This window comes from Streptomyces blastmyceticus (assembly GCF_039521185.1).
GTDB classification, from domain to species: Bacteria; Actinomycetota; Actinomycetes; order Streptomycetales; family Streptomycetaceae; genus Streptomyces; species Streptomyces blastmyceticus.
In genome coordinates this window covers 387,907-413,036 of sequence record NZ_BAAABW010000013.1, presented here as the reverse complement: position 1 = coordinate 413,036, position 25,130 = coordinate 387,907, and the positions used below count along the sequence as shown (strand labels likewise).

The 25,130-nt window shown below is 68.4% G+C and carries 22 protein-coding genes and 4 pseudogenes; 12 read left to right on the top strand and 14 right to left on the bottom strand.

The features are described from left to right. Positions 1 to 237: 237 nt before the first annotated feature. Positions 238 to 1,272, top strand: coding sequence for a hypothetical protein (locus tag ABD269_RS12015; RefSeq protein ID WP_344117787.1), 1,035 nt, complete (start codon positions 238 to 240; stop codon positions 1,270 to 1,272). A gap of 243 nt (positions 1,273 to 1,515) precedes the next feature. Continuing rightward, a pseudogene (locus ABD269_RS35360) lies at positions 1,516 to 1,608 on the top strand (glutaredoxin domain-containing protein); the annotation flags it as partial. A 364-nt stretch (positions 1,609 to 1,972) separates the two neighbouring features. Here the strand turns inward: ABD269_RS35360 and ABD269_RS12010 are convergent. The 8 genes and pseudogenes from ABD269_RS12010 to ABD269_RS11975 form a co-directional block, all read right to left on the bottom strand. Beyond that, positions 1,973 to 2,747 (bottom strand): annotated as a pseudogene (locus ABD269_RS12010) (glycosyltransferase family 2 protein). Positions 2,748 to 3,303: 556 nt separating this feature from the next. Next, positions 3,304 to 3,474, bottom strand: coding sequence for a hypothetical protein (locus ABD269_RS12005; RefSeq protein ID WP_344117786.1), 171 nt, complete (start codon positions 3,472 to 3,474; stop codon positions 3,304 to 3,306). A gap of 109 nt (positions 3,475 to 3,583) precedes the next feature. Next, positions 3,584 to 3,886: a hypothetical protein gene (locus ABD269_RS12000; protein WP_344117785.1), complete on the bottom strand. Its 303-nt coding sequence runs from the start codon at positions 3,884 to 3,886 to the stop codon at positions 3,584 to 3,586. A gap of 172 nt (positions 3,887 to 4,058) precedes the next feature. Then, positions 4,059 to 4,682 carry a UbiX family flavin prenyltransferase gene (locus ABD269_RS11995; protein WP_344117784.1) on the bottom strand — a complete coding sequence of 208 codons (624 nt, stop codon included), beginning with the start codon at positions 4,680 to 4,682 and terminating at the stop codon, positions 4,059 to 4,061. Beyond that, positions 4,679 to 6,130, bottom strand: a complete 1,452-nt coding sequence (locus ABD269_RS11990; protein ID WP_344117783.1) for a Ppx/GppA phosphatase family protein — start codon at positions 6,128 to 6,130, stop codon at positions 4,679 to 4,681. The genes ABD269_RS11995 and ABD269_RS11990 overlap by 4 nt, the downstream gene beginning before the upstream one ends. 1,026 nt (positions 6,131 to 7,156) lie before the next feature. Then, entirely contained in the window at positions 7,157 to 8,674 is a 1,518-nt protein-coding gene (locus tag ABD269_RS11985; protein ID WP_344117782.1) for a hypothetical protein, read from the bottom strand. A 610-nt stretch (positions 8,675 to 9,284) separates the two neighbouring features. Beyond that, complete coding sequence (locus ABD269_RS11980) at positions 9,285 to 9,557, bottom strand: hypothetical protein (protein ID WP_344117781.1); 273 nt, start codon at positions 9,555 to 9,557, stop codon at positions 9,285 to 9,287. Further along, positions 9,554 to 10,114 carry a recombinase family protein gene (locus tag ABD269_RS11975; RefSeq protein WP_344117893.1) on the bottom strand — a complete coding sequence of 187 codons (561 nt, stop codon included), beginning with the start codon at positions 10,112 to 10,114 and terminating at the stop codon, positions 9,554 to 9,556. The genes ABD269_RS11980 and ABD269_RS11975 overlap by 4 nt, the downstream gene beginning before the upstream one ends. A 2-nt stretch (positions 10,115 to 10,116) precedes the next feature. Between ABD269_RS11975 and ABD269_RS11970 the strand changes: the two genes are divergently transcribed. Then, complete coding sequence (locus ABD269_RS11970) at positions 10,117 to 10,389, top strand: Tn3 family transposase (RefSeq protein WP_344117780.1); 273 nt, start codon at positions 10,117 to 10,119, stop codon at positions 10,387 to 10,389. 272 nt (positions 10,390 to 10,661) lie between these two features. Then, positions 10,662 to 11,789, top strand: a complete 1,128-nt coding sequence (locus ABD269_RS11965) for a tyrosine-type recombinase/integrase (RefSeq protein WP_344117779.1) — start codon at positions 10,662 to 10,664, stop codon at positions 11,787 to 11,789. 2 nt (positions 11,790 to 11,791) lie between these two features. On the opposite strand, the gene ABD269_RS11960 is transcribed toward ABD269_RS11965, so the two are convergent. Next, positions 11,792 to 12,994, bottom strand: coding sequence for an IS110 family RNA-guided transposase (locus ABD269_RS11960; RefSeq protein ID WP_344117778.1), 1,203 nt, complete (start codon positions 12,992 to 12,994; stop codon positions 11,792 to 11,794). A gap of 231 nt (positions 12,995 to 13,225) precedes the next feature. Between ABD269_RS11960 and ABD269_RS11955 the strand changes: the two genes are divergently transcribed. After that, positions 13,226 to 13,561 (top strand): helix-turn-helix domain-containing protein, encoded by a 336-nt coding sequence (locus tag ABD269_RS11955; protein WP_344117777.1) that lies wholly within the window; start codon positions 13,226 to 13,228, stop codon positions 13,559 to 13,561. After that, positions 13,558 to 15,093 (top strand): hypothetical protein, encoded by a 1,536-nt coding sequence (locus ABD269_RS11950; RefSeq protein WP_344117776.1) that lies wholly within the window; start codon positions 13,558 to 13,560, stop codon positions 15,091 to 15,093. The genes ABD269_RS11955 and ABD269_RS11950 overlap by 4 nt, the downstream gene beginning before the upstream one ends. A gap of 94 nt (positions 15,094 to 15,187) precedes the next feature. Here the strand turns inward: ABD269_RS11950 and ABD269_RS11945 are convergent, their stop codons facing one another. Then, positions 15,188 to 15,697 (bottom strand): hypothetical protein, encoded by a 510-nt coding sequence (locus ABD269_RS11945; RefSeq protein ID WP_344117775.1) that lies wholly within the window; start codon positions 15,695 to 15,697, stop codon positions 15,188 to 15,190. 128 nt (positions 15,698 to 15,825) lie between these two features. Here ABD269_RS11945 and ABD269_RS35355 point away from each other — a divergent pair. Further along, positions 15,826 to 15,931: pseudogene (locus tag ABD269_RS35355) on the top strand (integrase); the annotation flags it as partial. A gap of 36 nt (positions 15,932 to 15,967) precedes the next feature. On the opposite strand, the gene ABD269_RS11940 reads toward ABD269_RS35355, so the two are convergent. Beyond that, positions 15,968 to 16,465 carry a GNAT family N-acetyltransferase gene (locus tag ABD269_RS11940; RefSeq protein ID WP_344117891.1) on the bottom strand — a complete coding sequence of 166 codons (498 nt, stop codon included), beginning with the start codon at positions 16,463 to 16,465 and terminating at the stop codon, positions 15,968 to 15,970. Between the two features lie 306 nt (positions 16,466 to 16,771). Next, entirely contained in the window at positions 16,772 to 18,748 is a 1,977-nt protein-coding gene (locus tag ABD269_RS11935; RefSeq protein WP_344117774.1) for an AfsR/SARP family transcriptional regulator, read from the bottom strand. Positions 18,749 to 18,865: 117 nt separating this feature from the next. On the opposite strand from ABD269_RS11935, the gene ABD269_RS11930 reads away from it, so the two are divergent. Further along, complete coding sequence (locus tag ABD269_RS11930) at positions 18,866 to 19,744, top strand: alpha/beta fold hydrolase (RefSeq protein WP_344117773.1); 879 nt, start codon at positions 18,866 to 18,868, stop codon at positions 19,742 to 19,744. A gap of 84 nt (positions 19,745 to 19,828) precedes the next feature. Here the strand turns inward: ABD269_RS11930 and ABD269_RS11925 are convergent, their stop codons facing one another. Both ABD269_RS11925 and ABD269_RS11920 read right to left on the bottom strand, forming a co-directional pair. Continuing rightward, entirely contained in the window at positions 19,829 to 20,311 is a 483-nt protein-coding gene (locus ABD269_RS11925; RefSeq protein WP_344117772.1) for an HAD family hydrolase, read from the bottom strand. Then, complete coding sequence (locus ABD269_RS11920; RefSeq protein WP_486387801.1) at positions 20,287 to 21,528, bottom strand: NsdA family TPR-like regulatory protein; 1,242 nt, start codon at positions 21,526 to 21,528, stop codon at positions 20,287 to 20,289. The genes ABD269_RS11925 and ABD269_RS11920 overlap by 25 nt, the downstream gene beginning before the upstream one ends. A gap of 229 nt (positions 21,529 to 21,757) precedes the next feature. Here ABD269_RS11920 and ABD269_RS11915 point away from each other — a divergent pair, with 229 nt between their 5' ends. From ABD269_RS11915 to ABD269_RS35350, 4 genes and pseudogenes are all read left to right on the top strand, one after another. Next, on the top strand, positions 21,758 to 22,888 hold the full coding sequence (locus ABD269_RS11915; RefSeq protein WP_344117769.1) for a methyltransferase domain-containing protein: 1,131 nt from the start codon (positions 21,758 to 21,760) through the stop codon (positions 22,886 to 22,888). A 135-nt stretch (positions 22,889 to 23,023) separates the two neighbouring features. Continuing rightward, entirely contained in the window at positions 23,024 to 23,266 is a 243-nt protein-coding gene (locus ABD269_RS11910) for a hypothetical protein (protein WP_344117768.1), read from the top strand. A 330-nt stretch (positions 23,267 to 23,596) separates the two neighbouring features. Continuing rightward, positions 23,597 to 24,493, top strand: a complete 897-nt coding sequence (locus ABD269_RS11905; RefSeq protein ID WP_344117767.1) for a hypothetical protein — start codon at positions 23,597 to 23,599, stop codon at positions 24,491 to 24,493. A gap of 161 nt (positions 24,494 to 24,654) precedes the next feature. Then, positions 24,655 to 25,059, top strand: a pseudogene (locus ABD269_RS35350) (transposase); the annotation flags it as partial. Between the last annotated feature and the right edge of the window lie 71 nt (positions 25,060 to 25,130).

Below are 25,130 nucleotides of genomic sequence, written 5' to 3'. Positions count from 1 at the left end.
CAGGCCCCCGTCAGACCGCGAACCGCGGCCTGACGGGGGCACCCCGCCCCCACAGGGACAGGCTCGCCGCACCCTGCACGAGAGACGGCTCCTCTATAACCTTTCCCTGCACGGGAGTTGACGGATGGGGTACGGTGCCCGCATCAGGTTGCTTCGTGCGGGAGACGAAGCGACCCCCGGTCGGTGTTGGAGCACCGACACGGGGGTCTACACCACGAGGGAAGAGAGTCCCCCGAGATGTACAGGCATGTTATCGCGCCTGCGTCGTTCTTCACGCAGGTGTCCAACGAGATCATTCGTCATCCGCGTCTGTCGTCGGACGCGGTGCGTCTGCTGACTTGGCAGCTGTCGCTTCCGCCGGGCGCCGATCAGCCGCTGTCGAAGACCGCGGAACGGGCAGGAATCAAGCGGGCCGGCTTCATGTGCGCCAAGCGCGAGCTCACCGCCGAGGGCTTCCTTCACGAATGGCGGCTGCAGAACGCGGCCGGTCGGTGGTCGACCACGCAGTTAATCTCCAGTGTCCCGTTGTCCGAGGAAGATGCGGCCCTGGTGCGGAACGGATGCCCGGCGGGCGGGATCCCGACCGCCGGTGGGCCGAGAACTCGGTCCGTCGGCCGTTCCCAGAAGAACACCGAAGAGAACACCCCCAACCCTCCCGCCCCGCCCTCCCCTCCGGACAGGCAAGCAGACCTCGACGCTGCGGCAAGGCCGGAGGAAAAACCGCCTCTCAAGGCGACGGCCGCACCGCAGACACCCGCTCCGCTCCTTCCGGCACCGTTGGTCGAGCAGGGGGCGTTCGCCCTCGCAGCGATCTCCCACAGTGAGCGTCAGCTCCGGCTCTCCGGCCAAGACATCACCGCACTCGCACCGATAGCCGGCCAGTGGTTCCACCGCGGCGCCGACATCACCGACCTCCGCGACGCCCTCACCTCCGGACTGCCCCCAGCCGTCCACTCCCCCGCAGGCCTGACCTACAACCGCCTCACCCGCAAGATGCCGGACCCACCAGCGCGTCCTCAACCGCGCGCGGACGGGGATCAGATGGCTGCTTCATCCTCTCGGCTGGCCGGGACGCGGGAGTGCCAGGGCACGCACGTACAAACACAGCTGTTCCGACCCGTGGCCGATGAAATCCTGTGCCGACAATGCCGCCGCGAGACGGCCGAAGCTGAGGGCGAGCCCGAGCAGGCCAGCGGCGCGGTGGCAGCAGCACTACGCGGCGCAGCCGCGGTACGCGCATCACTCCATAGCCTCGCGCGGGCGACAGCATGAACAGGAACCCACCTCTGCCATGACACCTGTTGCTGAGCCTTCCATGCGGATGCTGCTGGACACGGTGTTCGACGAGAAGGGCGACGTCCGCGAGGAGACATCGGTTCCGGTCTCGACCTGCCCCGCTCGGGACCGGAGTGAGAGGCGTCACCGCACTGGCCGCACACCATCCTCGGGTGGCAGGAGATCATCTTGAAGCACAGCTCCTCGTACAGGACGATGCCGGACTCGGTGGCGATGAGGCCGCTGACATTCCCGCGGTCGATCAGTGTGGTAGATGCACAACGCCGTAGCGCGGCCGACGGCCGACCGGTTGTTTACTGGCGGGCAGGCTGCAAGCCGAATCGCTCTGTCGTCCGGAGTGCGCACGCAAGGTGGTAGCCCCCTCTTCGGGTCGGTAGTGCCGTCGAGCCACATCTCTTGTCCGGAGGCATGCCAGTCGCCCACGGCGCCGAGGCGCCGTTTCCTGCACGGCCGGGAGGCGCTCCGCAGCGGTCAGGAGACCGTCCCCGCCGCCGACAGGCGCCTGCTCCTCCAGTTGTTCCTGCGTGCGAGGGCAGGCGCCGACTCGGCGGCGTAGCCGACCGACGGCACCGGTGACCCACCGAGTCCTGCCCCGGGTCGAGCCGCCGAGCACGCGGCACGGCCACGGGGCGGGGCCCGGTCGGGCCGCCGCTCGCCCCGCCCTCGTGCACGGGCGCTAGATGCGCGATTTCCGCAACGAGTGCCAGACCGCACCTGCCAGCGCACGCGCGGACCGCGGTACCGAGAGATGTTCGTGCTCCCGGTACAGGGCCCAGTTGAACGGGACCAAGCCCAGCTTGTTCGAGGACAGCGATCCCGCCCGCTGGGCCCGGTAGACCGCCAGCGGTTCCCGCACCGCCCGGGCGTCAACACCGTCACGCATGATCGACAACCACAGCGCGTAGTCCTGTCGCTTGGGCATGTCCGGCATCAGCCTCGTCCCCAGGACGTTGCGGTCGTACATAGCGGTCAGGGCCCCGATGTGGTCGTGGACCAGCATCGCGCGGTAGTCCACTCGGGCCGGCGCCCACACCACCCGCCCGTTCGCGACGAAGTCGACGGCCTCTCCGTCGTGGTCGGCGTCCATCTTGAAGTAGGAGCTGAACGTCAGCGGCGTCCCGGCCGTCGCGGCGAAGGCGAGCTGCTTCTCCAGCTTCGTCGGGAGCCACATGTCGTCACTGTCGAGAAAAGCGATGTAGTCACCCCGGGCCCGCGCGATGGCCAGGTTCCGGGCCCGGGCCGCGCCCCCCCTGCCGGGCCGCCGCCTCCGGCAGGACCCGCTCGTCCTGCCGGGCCAGCTCTCTCAGCAGATCCATCGAGTCGTCCGAGGACGCGTCGTCGGTGATCAGCAGTTCGAGATCGGTGTGGGCCTGCGCCAGCACCGACCGAACAGAGGACCCGAGCGTGGCAGCCGAGTTGTGTACCGGCATCACCACAGAAACCAGGGGCACAGCCGCTCCCTACCCAGATTGGAGTCGTCATGGATGTTGTCGTCGCCGGCAAGGCTACGTGGGACTGCCGCTCACCGTGCACGCCGCCGAGGTGGGCCACCACGTCGTCGACTACAGCGTGGACTCGGACCGCATCAAGCGGCTCACCGTCGGCGATTCGTATGCGGCGGGCCCTATGGACGCTGGTCTCGAACCACGACGTGCGGATCGAGGAGGCCATCGTGCTGGATGTTCCCGACGTGAACCTGGAAAACGGGATCCTCCACCTCAAGAACACCAAGGAGGGGAACCGTGAAGAGGAAATCAGCGCAGCCACTGCCGAGCGACTGAAGACATTGATCGGGGGCTGCCGGACCGGTCCTGTGTTCGCCGAGGATGGTGCCAGGCTCCGACGAGGCGAGATCGCCGACCGGTTTCGCGAGCTCACCGGTAAAGCGATCACGCCCTGCGCTTCACCACGCAGTGGCACACCTTCGAGCGCGAGACTCCTCCGGCCTCGGAAGCCGATCTGTGATGTAGGCGGCCAGTTCGTCGTCAACCGAAGCCGGGGCAAGGGTCACTGCGTCGCCCACTGGTGCGGCGGGTCGGTCAGCCATTCCACCGTCTCCGGATCGTCCAGCAACAGCTCGGGATCTTGCACGCCGATCCTGCGCATGAACTCCACCAGGTCGGCATCCCGGTAGGCGCGGCCGATCGGCTGTTCGACGCCACCTCGGCGAGCGGTCACGCGGCGCCCGCCTCGCGCGTCGATCCGGTGCACGGAGATTGGAGCAGCCACCGCTCCAGGCTCCGCCGCCGTCGGCCGCCCGGCACCTGGAAGGCAGCCGACCGGGCGGTCACGGCAATGGGGCGAGCTTGTCGAGGAGCGGCCGCAAGGCCAGCCGCAGCTTCTCGGCCGCGCCGTCCGTCCGGGTCTGTTCGAATGCAGGGGTAGCCCGGGTGATCAGGTCGGTAAGACGGCCGGGTGGCGCCTCACGCAGGGCGGCCCGCAGCTGCGATCCCGAGAGGCGACCGCGCGCCAGGTCCTCGGCGAAGGCCCGCTCGACGTCGGCGGGTTTCCAGGCGTCGGAGTCGTACTCGTCGAGGAGCGCACCAGCCTCCCGACGAGTGCTGTCCGCGGCCAGCCCGGACTCGAGCATCACCCGGTTCGTGCTCTCGGCCAGGGAGCTCGAGGCAGGGACTACGCTCTCAACTCTGCTGGGAAGGAAGTCCTGGGGGCGGTACCAGTCCCGCAGCCCGATGCCGGAGCCGAAGGAGATCCAGTCGCATCACGTTAGGGCGGCGGCGCAGCACTCGGGCATAGGTGTCTTGCTACGCGTGCGCATCTGTGGGTGCTTCTGCGGCCGGGTCCGTCGCGAGCTCGACTTGGGGTCTGCTGAGCCCGCCCTTCCAGCGGAAGGCGGCGGGGAGTTCGAGACCGAAGTGGTCGAGGATGCGGGCCACGAGGTGCATGATGATGTCGTCGATGGTCTTGGGGTGGTTGTAGAAGGCCGGCATCGGCGGAAGAATCAGGGCGCCTATGCGGGCCAGGGCCAGCATGTTCTCCAGGTGGATCTCGTTCAGTGGCGCCTCACGGGGGACGAGGACGAGTTTCCTCCGCTCCTTGAGCGTGACATCGGCCGCCCGTACGACGAGGTCTTCGGCGTACCCCGCCCGGATCGCGGCCAGCGTTTTCATGCTGCACGGGGCGATGATCATCCCGTCGGTCGGATAGGACCCGCTGGATATCGCGGCTGCCTGGTCTCCGGGGCCGTGGACATGGTCGGCCATCGCGCGTAGATCCTGCACGGTGTAATCGGTCTCGTATTCCACTAGCGTGCGCCCCCACCGGGTGAGCACGAGGTGGGTCTCCACGTCCAGGGCCCGCAATGCCTGCAGGGTGCGCACGCCGATGACGGCACCCGATGCACCGGTCATACCGACGATGAGGTTCACGACCGTACTTTTCCGTTGCCGATGGCAGCAGCCGAGGGGGAAGCGGTGTGCGGCGGCCGGTCACCGAGCGACCAGGCGATACCGTGCAGGAGTCCGTGCCGGCTGACGACCATCGTTTCCTTGCCGGTGTGCTTCATCGTGGCGCGCACCACCAGCGCGCTCGCGACGATCACGTCCACCATGTCCGGGTGCATGCCGGGGATCCGGGACCGCTGCGCCGCTGTGGTCCCCAGCAGATCGATCACTACTCGGTCCACCTCGTGGTAGGTCAGGTATCCGGGGTGGTGTCCGGCCGAGGAGAACGCCCCTGCCCAGGCGATCGCCGCCACGGTGGTGACCGCTTCGGAGGCCCCGATCAGGGTGGCGTCCTGCCACCCCGGCAACGCTTCCAGCGCCTCGTCGAGCTCGGCCCCGATGGCCTCCTCGGCCACGGCGATCTCCTGCGGTGTCGGCGGATCGGTGCGCAGATGGTGTTCCGCGATCCGTACGCACCCGAGGTCGGCGGAGGCGGCATGCTCGGCGTCCGAGGATCCGAGGGCGAACTGGGTCGAGCCGCCGCCGATGTCGGCCATCAGGTACGGGGCCTCGATCCCACCGGCCAGGGCGCGGGTGACTCCCGCGAAGGCCAGATGAGCTTCTTGCCAGCCGGACAGCACCTCGCTCGTCAGGCCAAGTGTGTCGCGCACCAGGGCGAGAAACTCCTCGCTGTCGGCGGAGCCTCGCGAGACCCAGGTGGCGCACATCCGAACGCGCTCGACATCGAACGCGGTGATCAGCGCCGCGTAGTCGGCGAGGACCGCACGCGCTCGGTCGACGGCCTCCCTCGCGAGTCTCCCGGTGCGGCCGACTTCCTGCCCCAGGCGGACGATGTCGAATCGTTCCGCCACCTCGACCATCCGCGCGGCCGGACCACGCTCCGCCGAGGGCAGGTCGGCCACGATGAGCCGGAGCGAGTTGGTACCGCAGTCGATCGCCGCCACCCTGGTGTACGCGTGGTCGGGCAGCCCGGGTCGCCGGCGCGATGCGCCGCCGCCTATTCGATCCTGCATTCGATCCTGTGCCGCAAAGGCCGGCACACTGATCGGCCCGCCGTTGGCATGGGGCTGCCGGGAGCGGGGTGCCAAGGCGGCCGGGTCGACGTAGTGGATGTCGATTTTGGTCATCCAGTCGTCCTCCGGCAGAGGACCGATGACGTAGATCTTCTTCCCGGTGCCCGCGGCGTAGCCGAGTTCCCAGGCGCAGTCACGGCCGATCGGCGGCTGGCGGATGACGCAATCGGCTTCGTCAATGGCCCGTTGGCACGCCAGGGCGCCGTCGGGGAATCCGAACGAACCGGCCTTGTCCTTGGGTAACCACAGGGGTAACCCGAGGATGTCGGCGAGGCGTTCGGCGTCACAGGGGTCGGTCTGCTCGTTCTTGCATTTGGCGCAGTAGTAGGCGTGCGGCATACGAATCGTTCCTCCAGTCGGGGCGTTCATGACGGCGTTCTTACGGCGGTGTCTCAGGTGGTGGCCTTCGTCTGCCCGGCCCGGTGGTCGCCCGGCGCGATCCATGACGGACAGGGGAACGCCGAGCGTGGCGAAGTGGCGGCGGACGGGGGCGAGCTCGACGCTGGCGGGCGGGGAAAGCGGGCGCAACGTCAGCCCCCCAGGACGGAGCGGGCGGCACGGACGGGCCGCGATCAGGCCCGCGTACACCGCGGTGACGGGCCTGCCCAGCCGCCTGGAAAAACCTCCAGGAGGGGACCCGGTGCCGGACAGTCGGCGCGAGGCCATGGACTGACTGCACGCCAGTAGCCAATCGTGTTCGGTCGCGATGCCCCGTGGGGCGGAGGCGGACTGTTCCCCGCCTCATCGGGCCTCCTCCAACAGAGGAGTTTCAAACAGGTGCTGGGGGATTGAGGCACAGCTTCCCTCCCGGCTTTCCGGCAACCAGCCGGACCGTCCTCGCGCGCTGTCCACAACCTCACAAGCCTCATTGCTTGTACGGCATCCGCTGCTGTGGCCCTGTGTGCGGCTCGGGCAGCCGGTGGTGCACCGGTGCTTACCCATCGGCTTGCGCGCCTCAACGGCGTGGATGGTGCGCCCGGCGTATTCTGGCCACACCTGCCAAGGGCCCCGGTGGAGGAAAAACTCCGATAAGACCACCTTGAGGCAACTGCACGCCCCTTGAAGGAAGATGGAGAGGCGCGCGGCCTCTTTGTCGATATCTGACGGCGGTCGTCACATGCTGGAAGCCGTTTACCGCCGAGTGCGGAGGTGAGTGAGGGAGGCGCCCCGCACCGTGACAGGCGTGGCGATGGGTGAGCAAGCGTGCTTGGACCGTGCGCTCGGCCGAAGCCGAACGTTGAGGCGACACACTTGAGTGGTTACAGAGCCTGGTAACCAGTTACGACACGACCGCTGCTTCCCTGCGAAGCAGCGGTCTGCCCTGCGCTCGTGCCGCTCTGGGCGAAATCACTGTGCGGTCGGGCCTTACGGCGAGGTCACCTCGATGGCGCGGACGTTGCCCAGCTTGCCGTCGCCGGCATCGTGCTGGCTCCGGTAGAGCATCTGCACACGGAAGGAGAGGGGTGTGCCGGGTTCGATGCTGTGTCCCTTGTCAGGGGAGGTGAGGATGACGTTGCCGTCGCTGCCGTCCTTGGTCACTGTGAACCAGTATGTCTCTGTCGGGTTGACGCGGGTTCCCAGCGGCACGGTGTAGGAGACCTCCCACTTCACCACCCGCTCCTCGTTGGCGGACAGGGTGAAGTCGTAGCTGATGACCCACCCCTTCGCGTCCTCCGGGTAGTCCTGGGGCCACCCGGGGTGTTGCACGTATTCGACGCTCACGCGGGGCAGTTCGACGTCGGTGGTGACCGAACCGGAGTGCCGTTCGGCGGTGTTGGCGCGCGTCGGCGACTTGATCAGACTCATACACGTCAGGCGGCCCTCGTACCGGTGGTCGATGGTACCGCTCAGGCTGACCATCGCCTTGCTGCCCTTGGGAAGATCGATCGGCAGGCGCAGGCCCTCCAGGACCGAACCGGTTCCGCAGACGGCGCCGTTCTCGCCCTGGCATGTCAGTTCCAGGTCGGTGAGCTCCGCCGGGACAGTGGCCTCCACCACGGCGTCCGGGGCATCGTTGGGGCCCAGGTTCTCGACGCTGATGCCGTAGGTAACCCGGTCGCCCGACTTCGCCGTCTGCGGGCCGCTCATCTCCAGCGGCATGTTCACGGGCAGGGCGACCTTGAGGTTCTTGATCCGGTGGGCCGCGGTGGCACCGCCCGTACCCGCCGCGAAGCCGAGTTTGAACGTCTCGGGCATCTGCGTCTGCCCGGGAGCACTGGCGAGGTCGAAGTCGTCGATCAGCAGGCTGCCGTTCGGGTTGGCCTTGTCGGCATGCCGTACGGTCAGCCGGCCGTCGATGACGGACACCTGGATGTGGGCACCGGCCTCCCACGGCCCGCGGAACCCGCCGGGCACCTGAACGCCGGTGAGCCAGCGGAACCCTTCCCTCAGACTGCCGGAGCCGCGTACCCCGGCGGTGTTGGGAAGCCGGCCCGGGCCCCCCGTACCGGCGAGTGCCGTGGCGAAGTTCCCGAAGTTGTCGAAGCCGACGCCCACGTACCCGGCCGTGACCCCAGGGGTGACGATCGTGTCCGGCCCGGACTTCGTGAAGGAGTAGCCGAGCGCCCCGCCCCTGCCGCCGGGGCCTGTCGTCTGCTCCCCGTCGATCAGATAGACGCTGAAGCCGTCTCCGAATCCGACACTGCTGCCGCCCTCGCAGGAGTAGTCGAAGTCGATCGTGACGCCGAGCGATGAGGAGAACGGCTGGTCGAGGAAGGCCGTCCCGGCCTGCGCGGCGGTATTGGGGGTGAGTTCCAGGCTGCCGCCGTTCAGCTGCGCGCTGCCCAGCAGCTTCCAGTGCGGGTTGGTGACGGTGTTCTGGGTAAACGATTCGATGATCGGGAACTGCACTTGCTGGGAGGCTGCGAACGCGTGCGTCGTCATGAATCACTCTTCCTTGGCCGGACTTGCCACGGGATGGAGGCTTTACGACGTTCCGACTCGCCGTGCTCGTGAGCTCCATGAGGGTATGCGTGGATCACCGCGTCAGTGTCCACAGGATCCGGCCTGACGAGATCTGACCGGTTTCATCCCTCAGCCAAGCCCATTGCCGCACAGCCGTCGGGGCTCTACCACGCCGAAGTGCCGTTTGGAAGGGGGCCGTAAGGGCGGCGCCATACGGCCCCGACATCGACAAGGCGCCATATCAAATATCCTGGCGAATTCAAATCTCGCCGATGTCGATCAGCCTGGTTGTGCCCAGCGCCTTCCGAAAGCGTCGGCAATGGCTCCCGGAGGGACAACACAGCCACGTCACCCTGCTCCACCCCCGAAACGAGTGAACCACCCCCATACACCAGGATCAGGAGCCCATGTCTCATGAGACATGCGAACCGTGAAGAACACCTGCACTTCCACGTCGTCTACCAAGGCGCCTGACAAGCGTCTCATCGGGGAGGGATCACGTTGGCGAATCCATGGACTCCGCCGGAGCAGTACGTGAAGAGGCTGCCGATGCACGCGAGCTTCGGCTGTATGTTCTTCACCGACACCGCTAGAGAGTCGTACAGGCAGCTGGCCAGTTGCGGGCGAGAACGTCCCGCATGGTGGTGTTCCGCAGCCGGGCGTGAGCCTGGGCATGGCTCCACGTCCGCCGCCGGTTCCGGCCCCGGATCAGGTCGGCCAGGTAGAGGGAGGAAGCGGACAGCACCGCGTCGCCGGCCGCACCGGTGAAGTGGGTGCCGGGGGCCTGTTGGTCGATGACAGCCTCGAGGACGGCCCGCTTGATCGTGGCCGTGACCGCGTACGCGTTCAGGGCGTCCGTCACCGGCAGCCCCGCAAGGACTTCGACGGCCGCGTAGTACACGGTCGCGGGGCTGCCGGGAACCATGTGGTGGTGCAGCTGCGGAACCGTCTGAGCGGTCCGCTGTGCGAAGGCCAGGTTGGTTTCTGCCCGCCGGTGCGTCCGCGGGCGCGGGCGGCGGCCAGGCCGTCCATCGTGCGCTCGGACATCAGGGCGTGCTCGAACTCGGCGATGACGCCGAGGATCTGGAAGAACATCCGGCCGATCGCGGTGGAGGTGTCGTTGCCCTGGTCGAGCACGACCAGGGCAACGCCGTCGTCCTCCAGCCGTTTGGACAGCTCGATGAGGTTCTCCAGGGAGCGGCCGAGGCGGTCGAGCTTGGTGACCACCAGTTCGTCGCCGGCGTGCAGGGCGTCGAGTGCCCGGTCGAGTTCGGGGCGGCGGGCGAGCTTGCCGGAGGCCTTCGATCGGCCGCGAAGGCGTTCAGGACAAGCGCACTGCGTGGGCCACCGCCATTTCGCCCAGGCCGCCGCGTACGATCGGCTCGCTGCTGCCGAGGCCCCGCTGGGTACCGAGCGCAGCCGTGCTGATCGCGAACGCGACGAATCTGGGCCTGGTACGGATGGCGGAGGCGTGCTCGATCTCCTACGACATCCTGGCCTGGACCCAGGAGTGGTACCTGCGCAAGGAGACCCTGGCCGCAGCGAACGCCGCGGTGGTCAACTACTACCACCACCGCCTCCCGCTCACCCGCACCTTCGGCGGCGGCACGCTGCCCTCCTCCGACGGGCAGCGGTTCCCGGTCAAAGGCAAGTCGACCACCGCCCGGGCCCCCGGCATCGGCGCAGGCCAGTGATATCCGTTGTTTTTGCGGCCGATGATCCAAACGCCGCCAATTGCATCGGATGCGAACTCGCGACGGTTCGCGAAGGACCGCCGAGCGGGTGTGGGCGGACCTGGATGACCAGGGGGTCTTCTGCACGGAGACGACGGTGACCGTAGCGGACACCGGGGCGTCGCTACCAGCCGTTGTCACTCGTACGGCTGGATGACCTGCGGGATCTTCACGCACTCGCATCTGATGCGGTTTTCTCGCATCCGGTGCGAGTGACGGAGGGTGGCGGGCCAGTGGTGTTCGGGACGGTGCCGGGGGCGGCGAGGCTGCATCTGGTGGACGGGGTCGCGTTGCTGCGGCCCGAAGAGCAGGTCTTCTCCGTGATACTGAAGGGGTTCGCCAACCAGCAGCTCGTGCGGAACCTGGCCCGTTCCACCGTCGAGGGCCGGGAGAACACGGTGAAGGCGTTCACCGCCTACGTGAACGCCTTCCCCTGGCAGTGGACGCCGGCGATGGTCGACGAGTGGCTCGGGGACCTGCGGTCGCTACGGGACCTGAAGCGTTCGACGATCCGCTCCTACTCGGAAGCGGTCCGCGCGTTCTGCCACTTCGCCACCGACCCGCTCTACGAATGGGCCGCCACCTGCGAAGAACGCTTCGGCACCCATCCCGTCCAGGTCGTGCACGAGTGGAACACCGCCGTGCACGTCCAGGAGAACGAGTCAGACGCGAAGAAGCGCCCCTTCACCAAGGCGGAGTTGCACGCCTTCTTCTCCTACTGCGACGACGAGGTCGCCCGCATCCGGGCCTTCGGCCGCAAGGGCTGGCTGCCCGCCTTCCGTGACGCGACGCTCTTCAAGACCGCGTACTCCTACGGGACGCGGCGCAACGAGACGCGCATGCTGGACGCCGCCGACTTCGGCCGCAACCCGCACGGGGCCGAGTTCGGCGAGTACGGCCGGTGCCAGGTGCGGTTCGGCAAGGCAAAGAAGGGCTCGCCGCCCAAGCGCCGCAGCGTGCTGACCGTCTTCGACTGGACCCCCGACGTCCTGGACGAATGGTTCACCGAGGTCCGGCCTCTTCTCGGCACGGACGGAAACCCGGCTGCCTGGCCGTCCGAACGAGGCTTGCGGATCGGCTGCCAACGGCTCAACTCCCGCTTCGTCGCCTACCGCGAGGCCCTCGGCTTGGACGACGGGCTGGACTTCCACTCCTTCCGCAGGTCCTACGTCACGCACCTGATCGAGGACGGCTGGGACCCCCGGTTCGTCCAGGAACAAGTCGGCCATGAGCACGCCAGCACCACCGCGATCTATACCTGCGTCGGCTCGGACTTCCGCACCCGCACCCTGCGCCGGCACCTGGACGCCACCATCGCGGCCGCCCTGGAAAGCCAGAACGGGAGGCTTCCCAATGCCTGATGTCAAGCCGCGGCGGCGGCTGCGGGAGGTGTGACTTGGTAGCACCGTCCGTCACGAATCAGGGCCCAGATCACGTTGACGCGTCGGCGGGCCAGGGCGAGCACGGCCTGGATGTGCCGCTTCCCTTCGGCCCTCTTCCGGTCGTAGAACTGCCGGGAGTTGGGATCGCTTCGGATGCTGAAGAGCGCGGAGGTGTAGAAGACGCGCTGCAGGCGCCGGTGATACCTCTGAGGTCTGCGAAGGTTCCCACTGGTCTTGCCGGAGTCGCGTGGTGCCGGGGCCAGGCCGGCGAAGGCCGCGAGGCTGTCCGGGGTGGGGAAGGAGCCCAGGTCGCCGCCGATGGCGGCAAGGAACTCCGCCCCGAGCAGGGGTCCGATGCCGGGCATGCTGGAGATCACCTCGGCAAGCCGGTGTTCGCGAAACCGGCCCTTGATGAGCTTGTCGATCTCGGCGACCTTCTCGTTGAGGGCTGTCACCTCCTTGGCCAGAGTGCACACCATCGTGGCAATGGCCTTCTCCCCGATGACGGCTGTGTGCTGCCGCTCGGCTGCTTCGAACGCGGCCTCGGCGAGGGACTCGGCGCCCCGCACCCTGCGGTTACGCAACCAGGTGACCAGCCGGTTGCGGCCCATGCGCCGCAGCGCGGCCGGAGTCTGGTAGCCCGCCAGCAGGACCAGCGGCCCCACATTGGTGAGGTCCAAGGCGCGTTCCAAGGCAGGAAACATGCTGGTCAGGATGGAGCGGAGGCGGTTGACCATGCGGGTGCGCTCGGCGACCAGGTCGATACGGTGGCCGGTCAGCAGCTTCAGCTCGATGGCCGCCTCGTCACCGGCGCGGACCGGCTGAAGGTCGCGGCGCATCCGAGCCTGATCAGCGATCACGCGGGCATCACGCGCGTCGGTCTTTCCTTCGCCGCGGTAGGCGTCGGAGGCACGGTTGACGACGCGGCCGGGAACGTAGAGGAGTTCCTGGCCGTGGTTGACCAGCAGCGCGATCAGCAGTCCTGGTTCTCCTCCGGTCATGTCGACGGCCCAGGTTGCGGTGTTGTCGTCGGCGATGGCGAGCACGTCGCCCAGCAGCTGGAGGAGTTCTTCCTCGTCATTGGCCACCCGCCGCGACAGCAGAGTCTTGCTCTCGGTATCGACGACCACGCAGTGGTGGTGCGTCTTGCCGCAGTCGATCCCGGCCCAGATCCGGCTGTTCATCGTGCCCCCCACAGATCGTGCCTGTTCGTGTACCACGGACGACCTCGCCGGCATTGCTCTACACAGCGACCTTCTCGCACTTCCCAATCGGCGGCCGAGTCGTCGTGGGGAGCCGGGCGGCCAAGCCTCCGGAGCCACGAACGGCACAGGCATGAAAGCCACACCCAGCTCCCCTGGGTGCCGCAACCCTACGAATGGCTGGGGCAACCCACGCAGGAAGGTAGAGCAGGCATGAAACGCAAAGTCAGCTACACGTGGAAGCTTCGTGAAGTGATGGCAGCCCACGACATGTTCACCACCACCGCACTTGTCCCGCTGCTGCGTGACCGCGGCATCGAGCTGTCCGCCTCACAGGTCCACCGCCTCGTCTCCGGCACCCCCGAACGGCTCTCGCTCCAGGTCATGGCCGCGCTCTGCGACATCTTTGCCTGCACCCCGGCGGACCTGGTGACCACCACCGCCGTCAACGCCGGCGTCCGCAAGACCGCCTCCGATGACGCCCCGGCCCCGCCGACGGCGGCCACGAAGCTCAGGCCCCGCCCCGCCCGGATCCTGCCCGACGCATGAGCCCCTCCTGCACCCCTGAACAGCTCGAACGCTGGCACAAGAGGACCTGCTGCCGCTGCGGACGCCACGGCTGGTTCGCCGCCTGCTGGCCGGACGGCTACGTCTGCCGCACCTGCCACGACAAGGCACTGCGAGTACGCGGATGCTGTCCGGGCTGCGGCACCGACCGGGCACTTCCTGGCCTGCGGCCCGGCGACCGCACCCCCATCTGCCCGGCCTGCGCAGGCTTCACCGTCTCCTACGAGTGCTCCCGATGCGGCTTCGAGGGCAAACTGCACGGCCGACATCTGTGCACCCGGTGCACCTTCGCCGACAAGCTCGCCGAGCTCCTCGATGACGGCTCCGGACGCATCCGCCCCGAGCTCGTCCCGCTGGCCGACTCCCTCCTCGCCATGGACAACCCGCTCTCCGGCCTGACCTGGCTCTACATGCGCAAGGGACGCACCGGTTCCGCCGACGACCTGCTGCGTCGGCTCGGCCGCGGAGACATCCAGCTCACCCACGAGGCATTCCACACGCTCCAGCCCTGGCGGGCCGCTGCCCACCTGCGCGAGCTCCTCATGGACTGCGGCATCCTGCCCGCCATCGACAAGCAGATCTGCTCGTTCGAACGATGGCTCGTCAGCCACCTCGCCACCATCACCGACCCCGAACACACCCAGGTCGTCCGCCGGTTCGCCACCTGGGAAGTCCTCGCACGACTTCGGACCCGCGCGGAGAGGAAGCCGGTCACCCCCGCCAGCCGCCGGTTCGCCGGAGACCAGGTCAAACACGCCACGGTCTTCCTCAACTGGCTCACCGACCACGGCATCGCCCTGACCACCTGCCGCCAGGCTGACATCGACGCCTGGCACGTCGAGCACAACGAACACGCCCGCAACTGCATCCGGGGCTTCCTGCTGTGGTGCATGGCCAGCAAGCTCACCCGGCGCTTCCAGCTGCCCACGGCCGCAACCCGCCGGGCGTCCCCGATCACGCAGCACGAGCGCGTGAACCTGCTCGGCCGCCTCCTCGCCGACCACGGCCTTCCCCTGCGGACCCGCATCGCCGGAACCATCGTCCTGCTCTACGCACAACCGCTCAGCCGCGTCGTCCGGCTCACCATCGACGACGTCACCAACGACAACGGCCTCGTGCTGCTACGGCTCGGCGACCCACCATCCCCGGTCCCCGAGCCAGCCGCGGGGCTCCTGCTCCACTGGATCGACAACCGGGACAACATGAACACCGCGACCAACCGCGACTCCCGGTGGCTGTTCCCCGGCCGCAGGGCCGGGCAGCCGATGCACCCCGACACCCTCGCAGCCCTCATCAACGACCTGGGCATCCCCACCATCGCTGGCCGCACCGCGGCCATCCGACAACACGTCCTGGAGATGCCAGCACCCGTCGTCGCGGAAGCCCTCGGCTACCACCACGTCACCACAACCAGAATCGCCTCCGAAGCCGGAGACACCTGGAGCCGCTATGCCGCTGGGGAACACCTACGGTCACCATCAGGCTGGACCCCACAGAGAACTCGTGACCGTTGAATACGCGAGCTCACCAGTCGGCTACCCCGTGATGTCCGTGAGTTCAGGGAACTAAAGGTTATTCAACATGAACTCACGGGTCGGTCGGTGTGTCTTAGCTCGAAGTATCCGTGGGTTCGAGTGAAACGCGAGGGTGGTCTGCAAGGCGGCGGGCTTCGGCCGCAACCTCAGCGTCAACCTGTTCCGCTGTTCTGTCGCCGTACTCGAGGATGTCGTACTCGTCGTCAAGTTCGGCGAGTCGTTCAGCCAGTGGCAGTTCATGGCCAAAGTTCTGATGAATGTGGAAAGCGAGCTCCCGGGGCGTCATCTCACCAGCCAGCATCTGGCCTGCGAGCGCGCGTGCGGCAGCTTCCCTGCCAGCATCGCTGTCGTACGGGTAGAAGTCGAGCCCCAGCTCGCTGAGAGCCTTCGGAAGGAGCTCGGGAACGTCGTAGCCTGCCTCGGCTCGGGTGCAGGCGGCCAGGGTCCTCAATGTGGGGCTGTCGAGTCCGGCTATGAGCGCGTTGCAAGCGGCGTCGACGACTTTGATTGCGCGGATCCCGCCGATGCTCCAAAGAGCGGCGAGGTTTTGCAGGTCACGTGCTAGTGATTCGGTCGACGGCATCCACCCATGATCTCTTGACAGGGCCGCCCAGGTCGAGCGGGTTTCAATGTCGTGGCTGTTCAGCGGCCTGTCCCAGGAGTGCGCGAGCAGAGTTCGCATAGCGAATCGCGGTCTTCTCGTCCATGCCGAACGCCCGGCACCCCGACGCCCTGGCTGCCCAGCGCCGCGAACGCGCCCGGGCCCACAGCGAAGGGCATCCGCCGGGGCGGCCGCCCTCTCGCCGCCGTAGCCTGACCAAGTGGGAGACCCCGCCGTGCCCAGGTGCGGAGATCAGACGACAGCCAGGCTCTTCGCCATGACCCGCTCCCTGCCAACGCCGTCGAGCAGAAGGTCGCCTGGCTCACCCGTGTCCGTGAAACCGTGCCGCTCATAGAGCGCGGCCGCCTGGTGGTTGTCCGGCATCACGGACAACCGCAGCGTCGTGGCACCGCGCTCCGTCCCCCACCGCTCGACCTCTTCGATCAGGTAGTCACCCACGCCCTGGCCCCGAACCCCGGGGCTGACCCACATCGAGATCAACTCCACGTTCCCTACTTCCTCGCCCGGCACTCCGCTGACCATGCCCACCGGAAGGCCGTCGAGGAGCGCGACGAGATCGTGCGCGCCGGGAATCGACAGACGCGCACGCCAGCGTTCCTCCCGATCGCCCGGACCCTGCCACTCCGCCAGCGTCGATCCGAACGCATAGGGCGCCTCAGCAAACGCCGCCAGCCGCAACTCCCGCCAAAGGGGCCAGTCGTCTGATTCCAAAGTGCACAGTTCAAGCATGATCCAGACCTTGCCCGCCCGCCGGAACGACAGCAAGTCGATTACAACCACGCAAACGAGGTCGTTCAGCCCTGCGACCAGCCGAAACCGGGGAACAGCGGACTCACACACCCGCAGACCACAAGACCCCGGTGGATCTATGCGGTCACAGCGCTAAAAGGACTCGGGGAGTTGGCCACCTGCCAGGCTCGCCCTGTGCGGTGGTCGCGGCATGTTGTCGTCGCGGAGGGCAAGGAGTCAGGACACACACGGCGCCTCGGCGGTTGAGTTTGGCGTCATGGGTCCCGGACGAGTGGTGCGATCTGCTCACCGAGGATGCTGGAGAGCAGTAGCGAGGTCGTCGAGGTGCTTCGCGACTGGGCCCAGGGTGAGCAGGCCGCTGCCTGCCCCGGCCAGCTCCGCCGTTGCGGGGGTGAGCTCCGTGAAGGCGCGCTCCATCGTCTTCCGGTCGCCGACGGCGATCGCCGCTCGTGCGGCAAGGCACCATAGGGCTTCGAACATCAGGTCGCGGGGCGGTTCCGGGAGCTGGCGCAGGGCTGCCGTGACCTCACCGCCGCGGTCTTGGGCCAGCAGCACCAGGGGGCGGGTCCAAGGCTCAAAGGGTCCCCAGTCGGTGCGTTCGTCGGCCTGGGCGGGCTGTGCGTGCCGCAGGCGCAGGGACAGCAGGGCGAGCGGCAATAGCCCACGTTCCAGTCCGGGCATGCCGGCTCCGTTCAGTTGCGCTGCGGCGTCCTGGTAGGTCGCCTCCGCCTCTGCAATCGATGTCCCGCCGCTCTCGGCGAGCCGCAGCGCCCGATACCAATGGGTGAACACGCCGACCAGCGGCAGCTCGTGGCGCTCGGCCAAGCGGTCTGCGCAGGCCGCGTGCCCGTCGGCTGCGGCGAAGTCCGCGAGCGCGCTTCGGGCCTGGAGCCGGATGAGGTGTCCGAGCACTTCGTAGGTGGCCATGCCTTGTCGGGCGGACAGGTCGACGAGCTCGGCGCCGATCTCGTCCCGGCGCGGGGCCAGGCCCGCTCGGTGGAAGGTCTGCATGAACACACCGTTAAGGGCGAACGCCAGCAGGGCGGGGTCGTCCAGGCGGCGGGCGATCTGTTCTGCCTGCCGGGCGGCATGGGGCCCGAGCGCTGAGCGGGTGCCGCGTGTCTCGAGGGCGATCGTGGCCAGGAGGCGGGCTCGCGCCGTCGGGTGCGCACCCGGTCTGAGGGCGGCCAGGGTGCGCTCGGCCGCCGCCACGACGCACGCGGCCTGCTGCGGATCGTCGACCCGGGTCCAGATCGCCGGGACGTCGTAGGCGCCGATCACGCGGGCGGTGAGTTCCGCGTCGCCCAGTTCCTCCGCCGCCGTGATGGCCGCCAAGCGGTGCTGGCGGGCGGCCTGAAGGCCCCCGCCTCCGGTCACCGCGAGATTGCGCAGCAGGCCCACCGTCGACTCCAGTCGCGCCCGGGCGCCGGATGCCACGGTGCGGTCGTAGGCGGCTGCCGCCTGCGCCCACACCCGCCCCGCCGGACCCATTGCCCCGGACGCGGGCTCGAGGTGGGCGGCCTGGTCGAGGATGTCCGCCTCCAGGCGGCGCAGACCCGGGCCCGGATCCACCCCCAGTTGCTCGATGAGGAGCGTTCGTGCCCGGCGCAGCACGGCGAGCGCGTCGCCCTGGCGGCCGGTGCGGTACAGCGCGAGGGCCAGCAGTCGCCAGGCGTCCTCACGCCAGGGGTGCTCCGCCACGTGCGCGTCCAGGTCCGGCACGGCCTCGGCGGCAAGTCCCAGGGCCAGCCGGGCCTCGGCCCCGCGCTCGACGGCGTGCAGCCGCAGTTCGCCCAGGCGGGAGCGCTCCGCACGGGCCCAGATCTCCTCGGTGAAGTCGGCGTAGGCAGGCCCGCGCCACCATCCCAGTGCCTCCTCCAGCCGGGCGAGCGCAGGCTGGGGCGGCAGGGTCGCGGCGGCGGCCACCGCCTGCTCGAAACGCCAGGCGTCCACCGCGTCCGGCTCCGCGTGCAGCGCGTACCCCGGGCCCTCGGTGACCAGCAGCCGGGCCGGAGTGCGAGGCGGGCGCTGCGGTTCCAGTGCGCGGCGCAGCGCGGCCACGAAGGTGCGCACCGCGCCCACCGCGTCAGCGGGCGGGTCCTCCCACAGGTCCTCGACCAGGCGCGTGACCGGGACGACGCGGCGGCGGGCGATGATCAGCCGGGCCAGCACGGCGCGGTGCCGCGGCCCTTTCAAGGCGATCGCGCCTCCGGCACCGTCCCAGGCCACCACCGGCCCCAGCACCCCGAACGCGACCTGCATCTTCGAACACTCCTTTCCTGGCATCGCCCCTGGTTACGGTAACGCGCTCATTCGATGCTCATCCGCCCCCAGCAGGCTGTGAAGCACCTGGTCACCTATGGAAGGAAGGGCGAAACCATGACGCCTGACATCGCCGGCTTCACCTACCAACGCGTCCCCGTCGCGGACGGCGTGTGCCTTAACGCGGCCGTCTCCGGCTCGGGCAGTCCGATCGTGCTGCTGCACGGATTCCCGCAGACCCACCTGATGTGGCGGCATGTCGCCGCCGACCTCGCGGCCGACCACACCGTGATCTGCCCCGACCTGCGCGGCTACGGCGCGAGCGACAAGCCCGTCGAGACCGATGGCAACGTCTACGCCAAGCGCACCATGGCCGCGGACATCGTCGCCCTGGCCCGCGCGCTGGGGCATGAGCGCTTCGCGCTGGCCGGACACGACCGCGGCGCTCTGGTCGCCTTCCGCGCCGGGCTCGACCACCCCGAGACGATCACTCATCTGGCCTGCCTCGATGTGCTCCCGACGGTAGACATGTGGGAGGTGATGCGCGGTGTCACTGCTGCTGTCGGCTTCCACCTCTACCTGATGGCCCAGCCCCCGGGCCTGCCCGAGCAGATGATCACCGCCAGCCCGGACGCCTTCTTCGGCCACTTCCTCGACATCTGGACCAACGACCCGCAGACGATTCCCGCCGACGTCCGTGCCGTCTACCTGGACGCCTGCCGAGACGCGGTGCCCTCGATCGTGGCCGACTACCGCGCCTCTGCCGGCATCGACGTCGCCCACGACCAGGCCGACCAGGACGCCGGCAACCGTCTACGGATGCCGGTCACCGTGCTCCAACAGGACTGGGGCGCTGCCCTCGGCTTCGACGCGGCAGCACTGTGGAGCGCCTGGGCACCGGATCTGCGGCACACTACCGTCACCTGCGGCCACTTCATGGCCGAAGAAGCCCCTGCCGACATCGCCAAGGCGCTTCGAGACCTCCTCTCCCGCTGAAATCCGAGGCCGGGAACGCCGCCAGGCAGGGCAGCGTTGGCGCCAGGTCCGGCGCAACGCCTGCCTGCCTGGGAATGCGTCCAGCTACGCCACCAGACCGAGATTGACACCGACAGCTACGGACTGCCCGGTTGTTCGGGCGGCATGTTCGGAGACCAGCACCGCGTCATACATCTCGTGCAGGTCGTAGCCCTTGTACGGGTCGCATGGGCTGGTCCCGAGGCTGTTGGAAAGGATGCCCACCCTCACGCCGACCCGGCGTGCGCCTTGCGCCGCTCGGATCATGCGCGGCGCGGGGTGCAGGTCGGCCAGCACACGACCGAGCAGGTTCTGCGCGTCCGCCAGACCGAGACGGGCTGCCATGGCGGTGTTCCACTCTGTTTGGGTGATCGCTCCGCACTCCAGGTCCGCGTACAGGGCCTTGCCCACCGGGTCGACGGCGAACGCGTGAAGGAACTCACCCTCGGGAAGGCCCTCGCGCCGGGCGAACGCGCGGGCGCAGTCCGGTACCGGGGTGGTGAGGACGCCGCCGAAGTCAAGGATCAGGCCCAAGCGGTGCTGCGGCACGCGGTCTCCATGCTGTGGCGGACGTCCGTCAGGTGTTCGGTAAGGGACCGTGTTCCGGGCAGACGCATCGGTCGGAGACGGGCGTGCACGACAGTGATGCGGCGCAGCGTCTCGTCGTGGTGCACCTGCTCCAGGAGGGCCAGAGAGGTGTGGGCGTCGTCGATGGCCGCCTCGGGGTGGCCGGCGGTGGTGTAGGCGTCGGCGCGGTCCGCGTGCGCGGTGGCCCTGTGGCGGCGCATCGACGGATCGAGGTGTGCGAGGGCGGTGGCGAGGCGGGCGAGCGCGGTCTCGTGCTGTCCGAGGCGGACCAGGTCGCCGCCCTCGTAGGCGTCGAGCTTCGCCGCGTCGAACCAGCCGATGCCTCGCCACCGGTCGTCGTCCATCGGCGAGTTGATGTGCTCGCGGGCATTATCGAGGAACTCTCGGCAATTCTTCTCGTCGCCGGTGGAGGCGTGCATCTCGGAGGCCACCGCAGCGCACCAGGCCCGCATCCTGGCTGACGCGCCCTTGGCGTGATCGACGGCAGCGAGCGAGCAGTCCATCCCGCCCTCGCAGTCGCCCTCGTACGCAGTCTGGAACGCTCGTCCTGCCCAACACAGAGCGAAGAGGTCTTGGTCGCCGGATGCCTTGGCAAGCTGAAGGCCGGTGGCCGTGCAGGCCTTGCCGTCCTCGCGGGCACCGAGATCGAGGAACGCGACCGCGCCGGCCAGGGCAGCCATCTGCCCCATCTGCGACAACAGCCCCTGCTGCACCTCGCCGGACTGCCGCTCGGGCTGGAGCGATGCGAGGAGCTGGAAGTGCGACCGGGCAGCGTTCAGCAGCGCCGGAGCGGGCATCGTCTGGTAGCCGCGGCGGTAGGCGGCGCTCACCATCCCCAACTGCTGCGCCGTCGCCGGGTCAACGGCCGTGGTCTTCGCCGCATACGCGATGCGCCCCGGCTCGACGGCCGCGAGCTTCCCCGCGAGCGGAACCGCGACGGCCCCGCGCATGAACGTCCGCCTCTCCACAGGGCCTAACTGTTCCACCCCCTGCCCTCCACGGATATCGGTTTGCGGCCATCGCTTATCGAGCGCAAGCATGAAGACCGAGGCCATCCCCAAAGCCCCGGCCACCGTCTCGGCAGTCGCAAGGCTGTCCAGAGGCAGAACCCCGCGCTCAACCTGGCCCACCCACGACTCCGACTTGTCGATGCTGAGGGCCAGGTCGCGTTGCGACATCCCTCTCCGTCGGCGCCCCTCGTTCCGGCCATTACCCGGCATTCACAGGATGGTGCGTCACCGGGCGCGCCATCCTGGAGTTCGTCGACGGTGCGATCGAAGGAGGCTCCGATGGGTGATCATCGCAAGCCCGACCCGGATCTGGGCAAGGGAAACCCGCCACCAGGCAATGGCGACGGGCAGGTTCCCCCGCCGCCCCCGTCCGGCACCCGCAGGAAGTAGAGGCCGCGTGCTCCACTGCGAGGAACGGCGTGTCCGCTTGGCGGCGGCGATGGAGGAACGCAGGGCCTGGCCCGCGGATTCGCCATGGATCAGGGAGGCCATCGCGGACCGGCCCCGCCACCTCTTCGCCCCTGACCGGCTCTGGCACTGGGACGGCTACACCTACTTGCCTGTTGACCTGGACGCCGACCCAAGACAGTGGGCGGCCGAGGTCTACGCGGGACCCGACGACCCGACCATCACCCAGGTCACCAACGGCGTACCGAGTTCCAGTCTGTCCTGTCAGGCAATCATCGCGGACATGCTCGACTCCCTCATGCCGGAGCCCGGCCACCGTGTCCTCGAACTCGGCGCCGGCCAGGGATACAACGCCGCCCTGCTGGCCTGGCGGACCGGCCCCGGCCTGGTCACCACCGTGGAGGTGGACCCCGTCCTCGCCTCCGCAGCCCAGGACCGGCTGGAAGCCCTGGGCGCCGGGGTAGCTGTACAGACCGGCGACGGCGGGCTCGGCTGGCCCGACAATGCGCCGTACGACCGAGTGGTGTCCACCTACGCGGTCGAGTCCGCGCCGTGGACGTGGATCGAGCAGACGCGTCCGGGCGGACGGATCGTCACCCCCTGGGGGCGGCTCGGACACGTCGCGCTCACCGTCGCCGATGACGGCAAGTCGGCGACCGGGTGGATGCAGGGCCTGGCCGCATTCATGCCCAGCCGCACCACCGCCGACGCCCGCCGGGGCTGGCGGCAGGTCCGCGGCGACCGGCCCGCCGAGGACGAACGCGCCGTCACCTTCGCCCCGGAGCGGCTGCGCGACGGCAACGTGCTGTTCATCCTGCGCGTCTGCCTCCCCGACGTCGAGGTCTTCACCCGGACCGACGACAACGGAACCGTCACCGCCTTCCTCCACGACGGCCGCTCCTCCTGGGCCACCATCACCCCGGGCGGAGGTGGCGCAGCCATCGCCCATCAGGGGGGCCCGCGGCGCCTGGCCGACGAAGCAGAGCGAGTCCTCGACCACTGGGCACAGCAGGGCGCGCCGTCGTTGTACGACTTCGGCATGACCGTCCTGCCCGACCGGCAGTTCACCTGGCACAAGGACCCCGATAGCGGTCCCTACGGGTTGCCCGTCGGCGGGTGACGGGGCGACGGGCAACCCGCCCATGCCCGACGTCCCACTGATGTTCAATGGGCTTGATGGCGAGGCGAGTTGGGCGCAGGCGCGCCCGGGTGAGGAAAAAGCCGTTCCGTACGGCGGGCGAGCGAGGGCGCCAGGGTGCGCAGGCGGCGAGGACTCGACCTCTCGATGCCGTACTGCTCGAAGTGCGGCAGCACCCTGGTGCAGACGTGGCTGCGCGGGCCGTCGATGCACGTCCTGGTCGACGCCGCGCGTCCCACGGCCGGGGTGCTGGCTGTGTCGGTGTACTCGGACGACTTCCTGCAGGGGGTGTTCGCGGACCCGTGGCCGGTGATGTGCGCGGTGCGCGAGCAGACACCTCGCGACGCTAAGAACTCCTAACGAAATGATCTTCGAAGTGGTTGGATCACTCCGGAACCGTTGATCCGGGGCCGGCAGTAAAAGGCCGGTGGTGGCCGACTGGATCGTGAGGACAAGACGGCCCCGCTCGCCGCCATCCAGTGGCTGCGCCTGGAGAGTGACCCATCCACGAGCCCTTGAGGGAGTTGGACCGTCATGTAGGACCCGGTGGTCGAGGCGCTGCCCAATGTTGCAGCCATCCCCTACAAGTCGTACGTTCGAGTGAGTAGGGATCCGCCTTGGCAGGCGCCGACGTCCGTTGCTTTTCGTGAATCCTCAAACCTCAAACCCGCCTCTCCATGGGGAGTTCCCATGCCTGAATTCAACGACGATCCTGTCGTCAGCTCTGAAAGTGAGTCGCAAGCCGCGGTGATAGGCACGAGCATGGCTACCGGAGTGATCGGTGAGAGCACGACTTGGATGGGTGTGTACGGAAGTACACAAAGCACGACAGGCGGTGCCGGAGTCATGGGCGAAGGCACCACGGGTGGTCCAGGAGTGATCGGCAAAAGCCAGACCTGGCACGGGGTCTACGGGGAGACCTGGGCTCCTGGCAAGTCGGGAGCCGCGGCGGTGTGGGGAGAGGACAAGTCCGACGGCGCAGGGGTTGTGGGTCACAGCGCCGAAGGTGCCGGTATCTACGGCAAGAGCGAGAACGGTGAGGCCGGTCATTTCGACGGGCATGTAGTCGTCAACGGTCTTCTCGAGGGCCTTGACGGCGTCTGGGGTGCGAGTCAGACCGGTGGCACTCCGGCCGGGCGCTTCCTCGGGGATGTAGATGTCACCGGTCGAATCCATACCGGGGGCTCCGATTTCGCGGAGTCGTTCGATGCACAGGGGGATGCTGAACCGGGGACAGTGCTCGTTATCGAGGAGGATGGCCTCCTCGCCCCGTGCAGGGGCGAGTACGACACACGCGCGACCGGGGTGGTGTCGGGCGCTGGGGGACTTGCTCCGGGCTGCGTCATGCAGGGGGAAACGGGCAGTTCACATCAGGTGACGCTCGCACTTGCTGGCCAGGTCTATGTCAGGGCTGATGCCCAATATGGCGCGCTCTCCGCCGGTGACTTGCTGACTACCTCGCCCACTGAGGGATGTGCCATGCGAGTGGCGGACCGCCCCCGAGCAGTCGGTGCCGTCATCGGCAAAGCACTGTCACCACTGACCGGCGGGATCGGCCTGGTGCGAATGCTCGTGGTCTTCTCATAAGAGCTCGTAACAGGATCTTGTGATCGTGGCTGGTCAGCCGTGACGTAGGCGGTGTTCCGGCTGTTCATGAGGTGTGAGGAAGCGGCCGTGGATCGTGGACGACGAACTGTGGGCAGTGGTCGAACCGTTGCTGCCGCCGTGGCCCCGAGCGGGCTCCGGGGCCACGGCCGGTGTCCGACCGGCTGTGCCTACAGGGCATCCTGTACGTGCTCTACCAGGACATCAGCTGGCAACTCCTCCCGCCGGAGTTGGGGTCCGGCTCGGGGCAGACCTGCTGGCATCGGCTGGGACGGTTGCACGAGGTCGGCGTGTTCGACCGGAGTGGCAGGTCACCAGCGTGGCGTCGAGGTCCAGAACCAGGCCGGGAAGCTCTCGTCCGCCGGCCCGGGCAGCAGGTATGCCGTCGCCGGTCTCGGCGGCCTGTATCCAGGCGACTTCCTGGGCTGAACTGCGGGCCGCTCGCAGCGAAGCGAGTGCAGTCTCCTCGGTGTCGGCGAGCATCACCGCCAGGTCGGTGGCGACCCGGCCCGGATCATGCCCGGTCCTGCGCGGCCGAAGCGACCTGAGAGCGGCGGAGTACGCGGCGGTCAGCCCAGTGGCATCAGCGAGATCCGCCAGCAACCGTGCCCCGGCATGC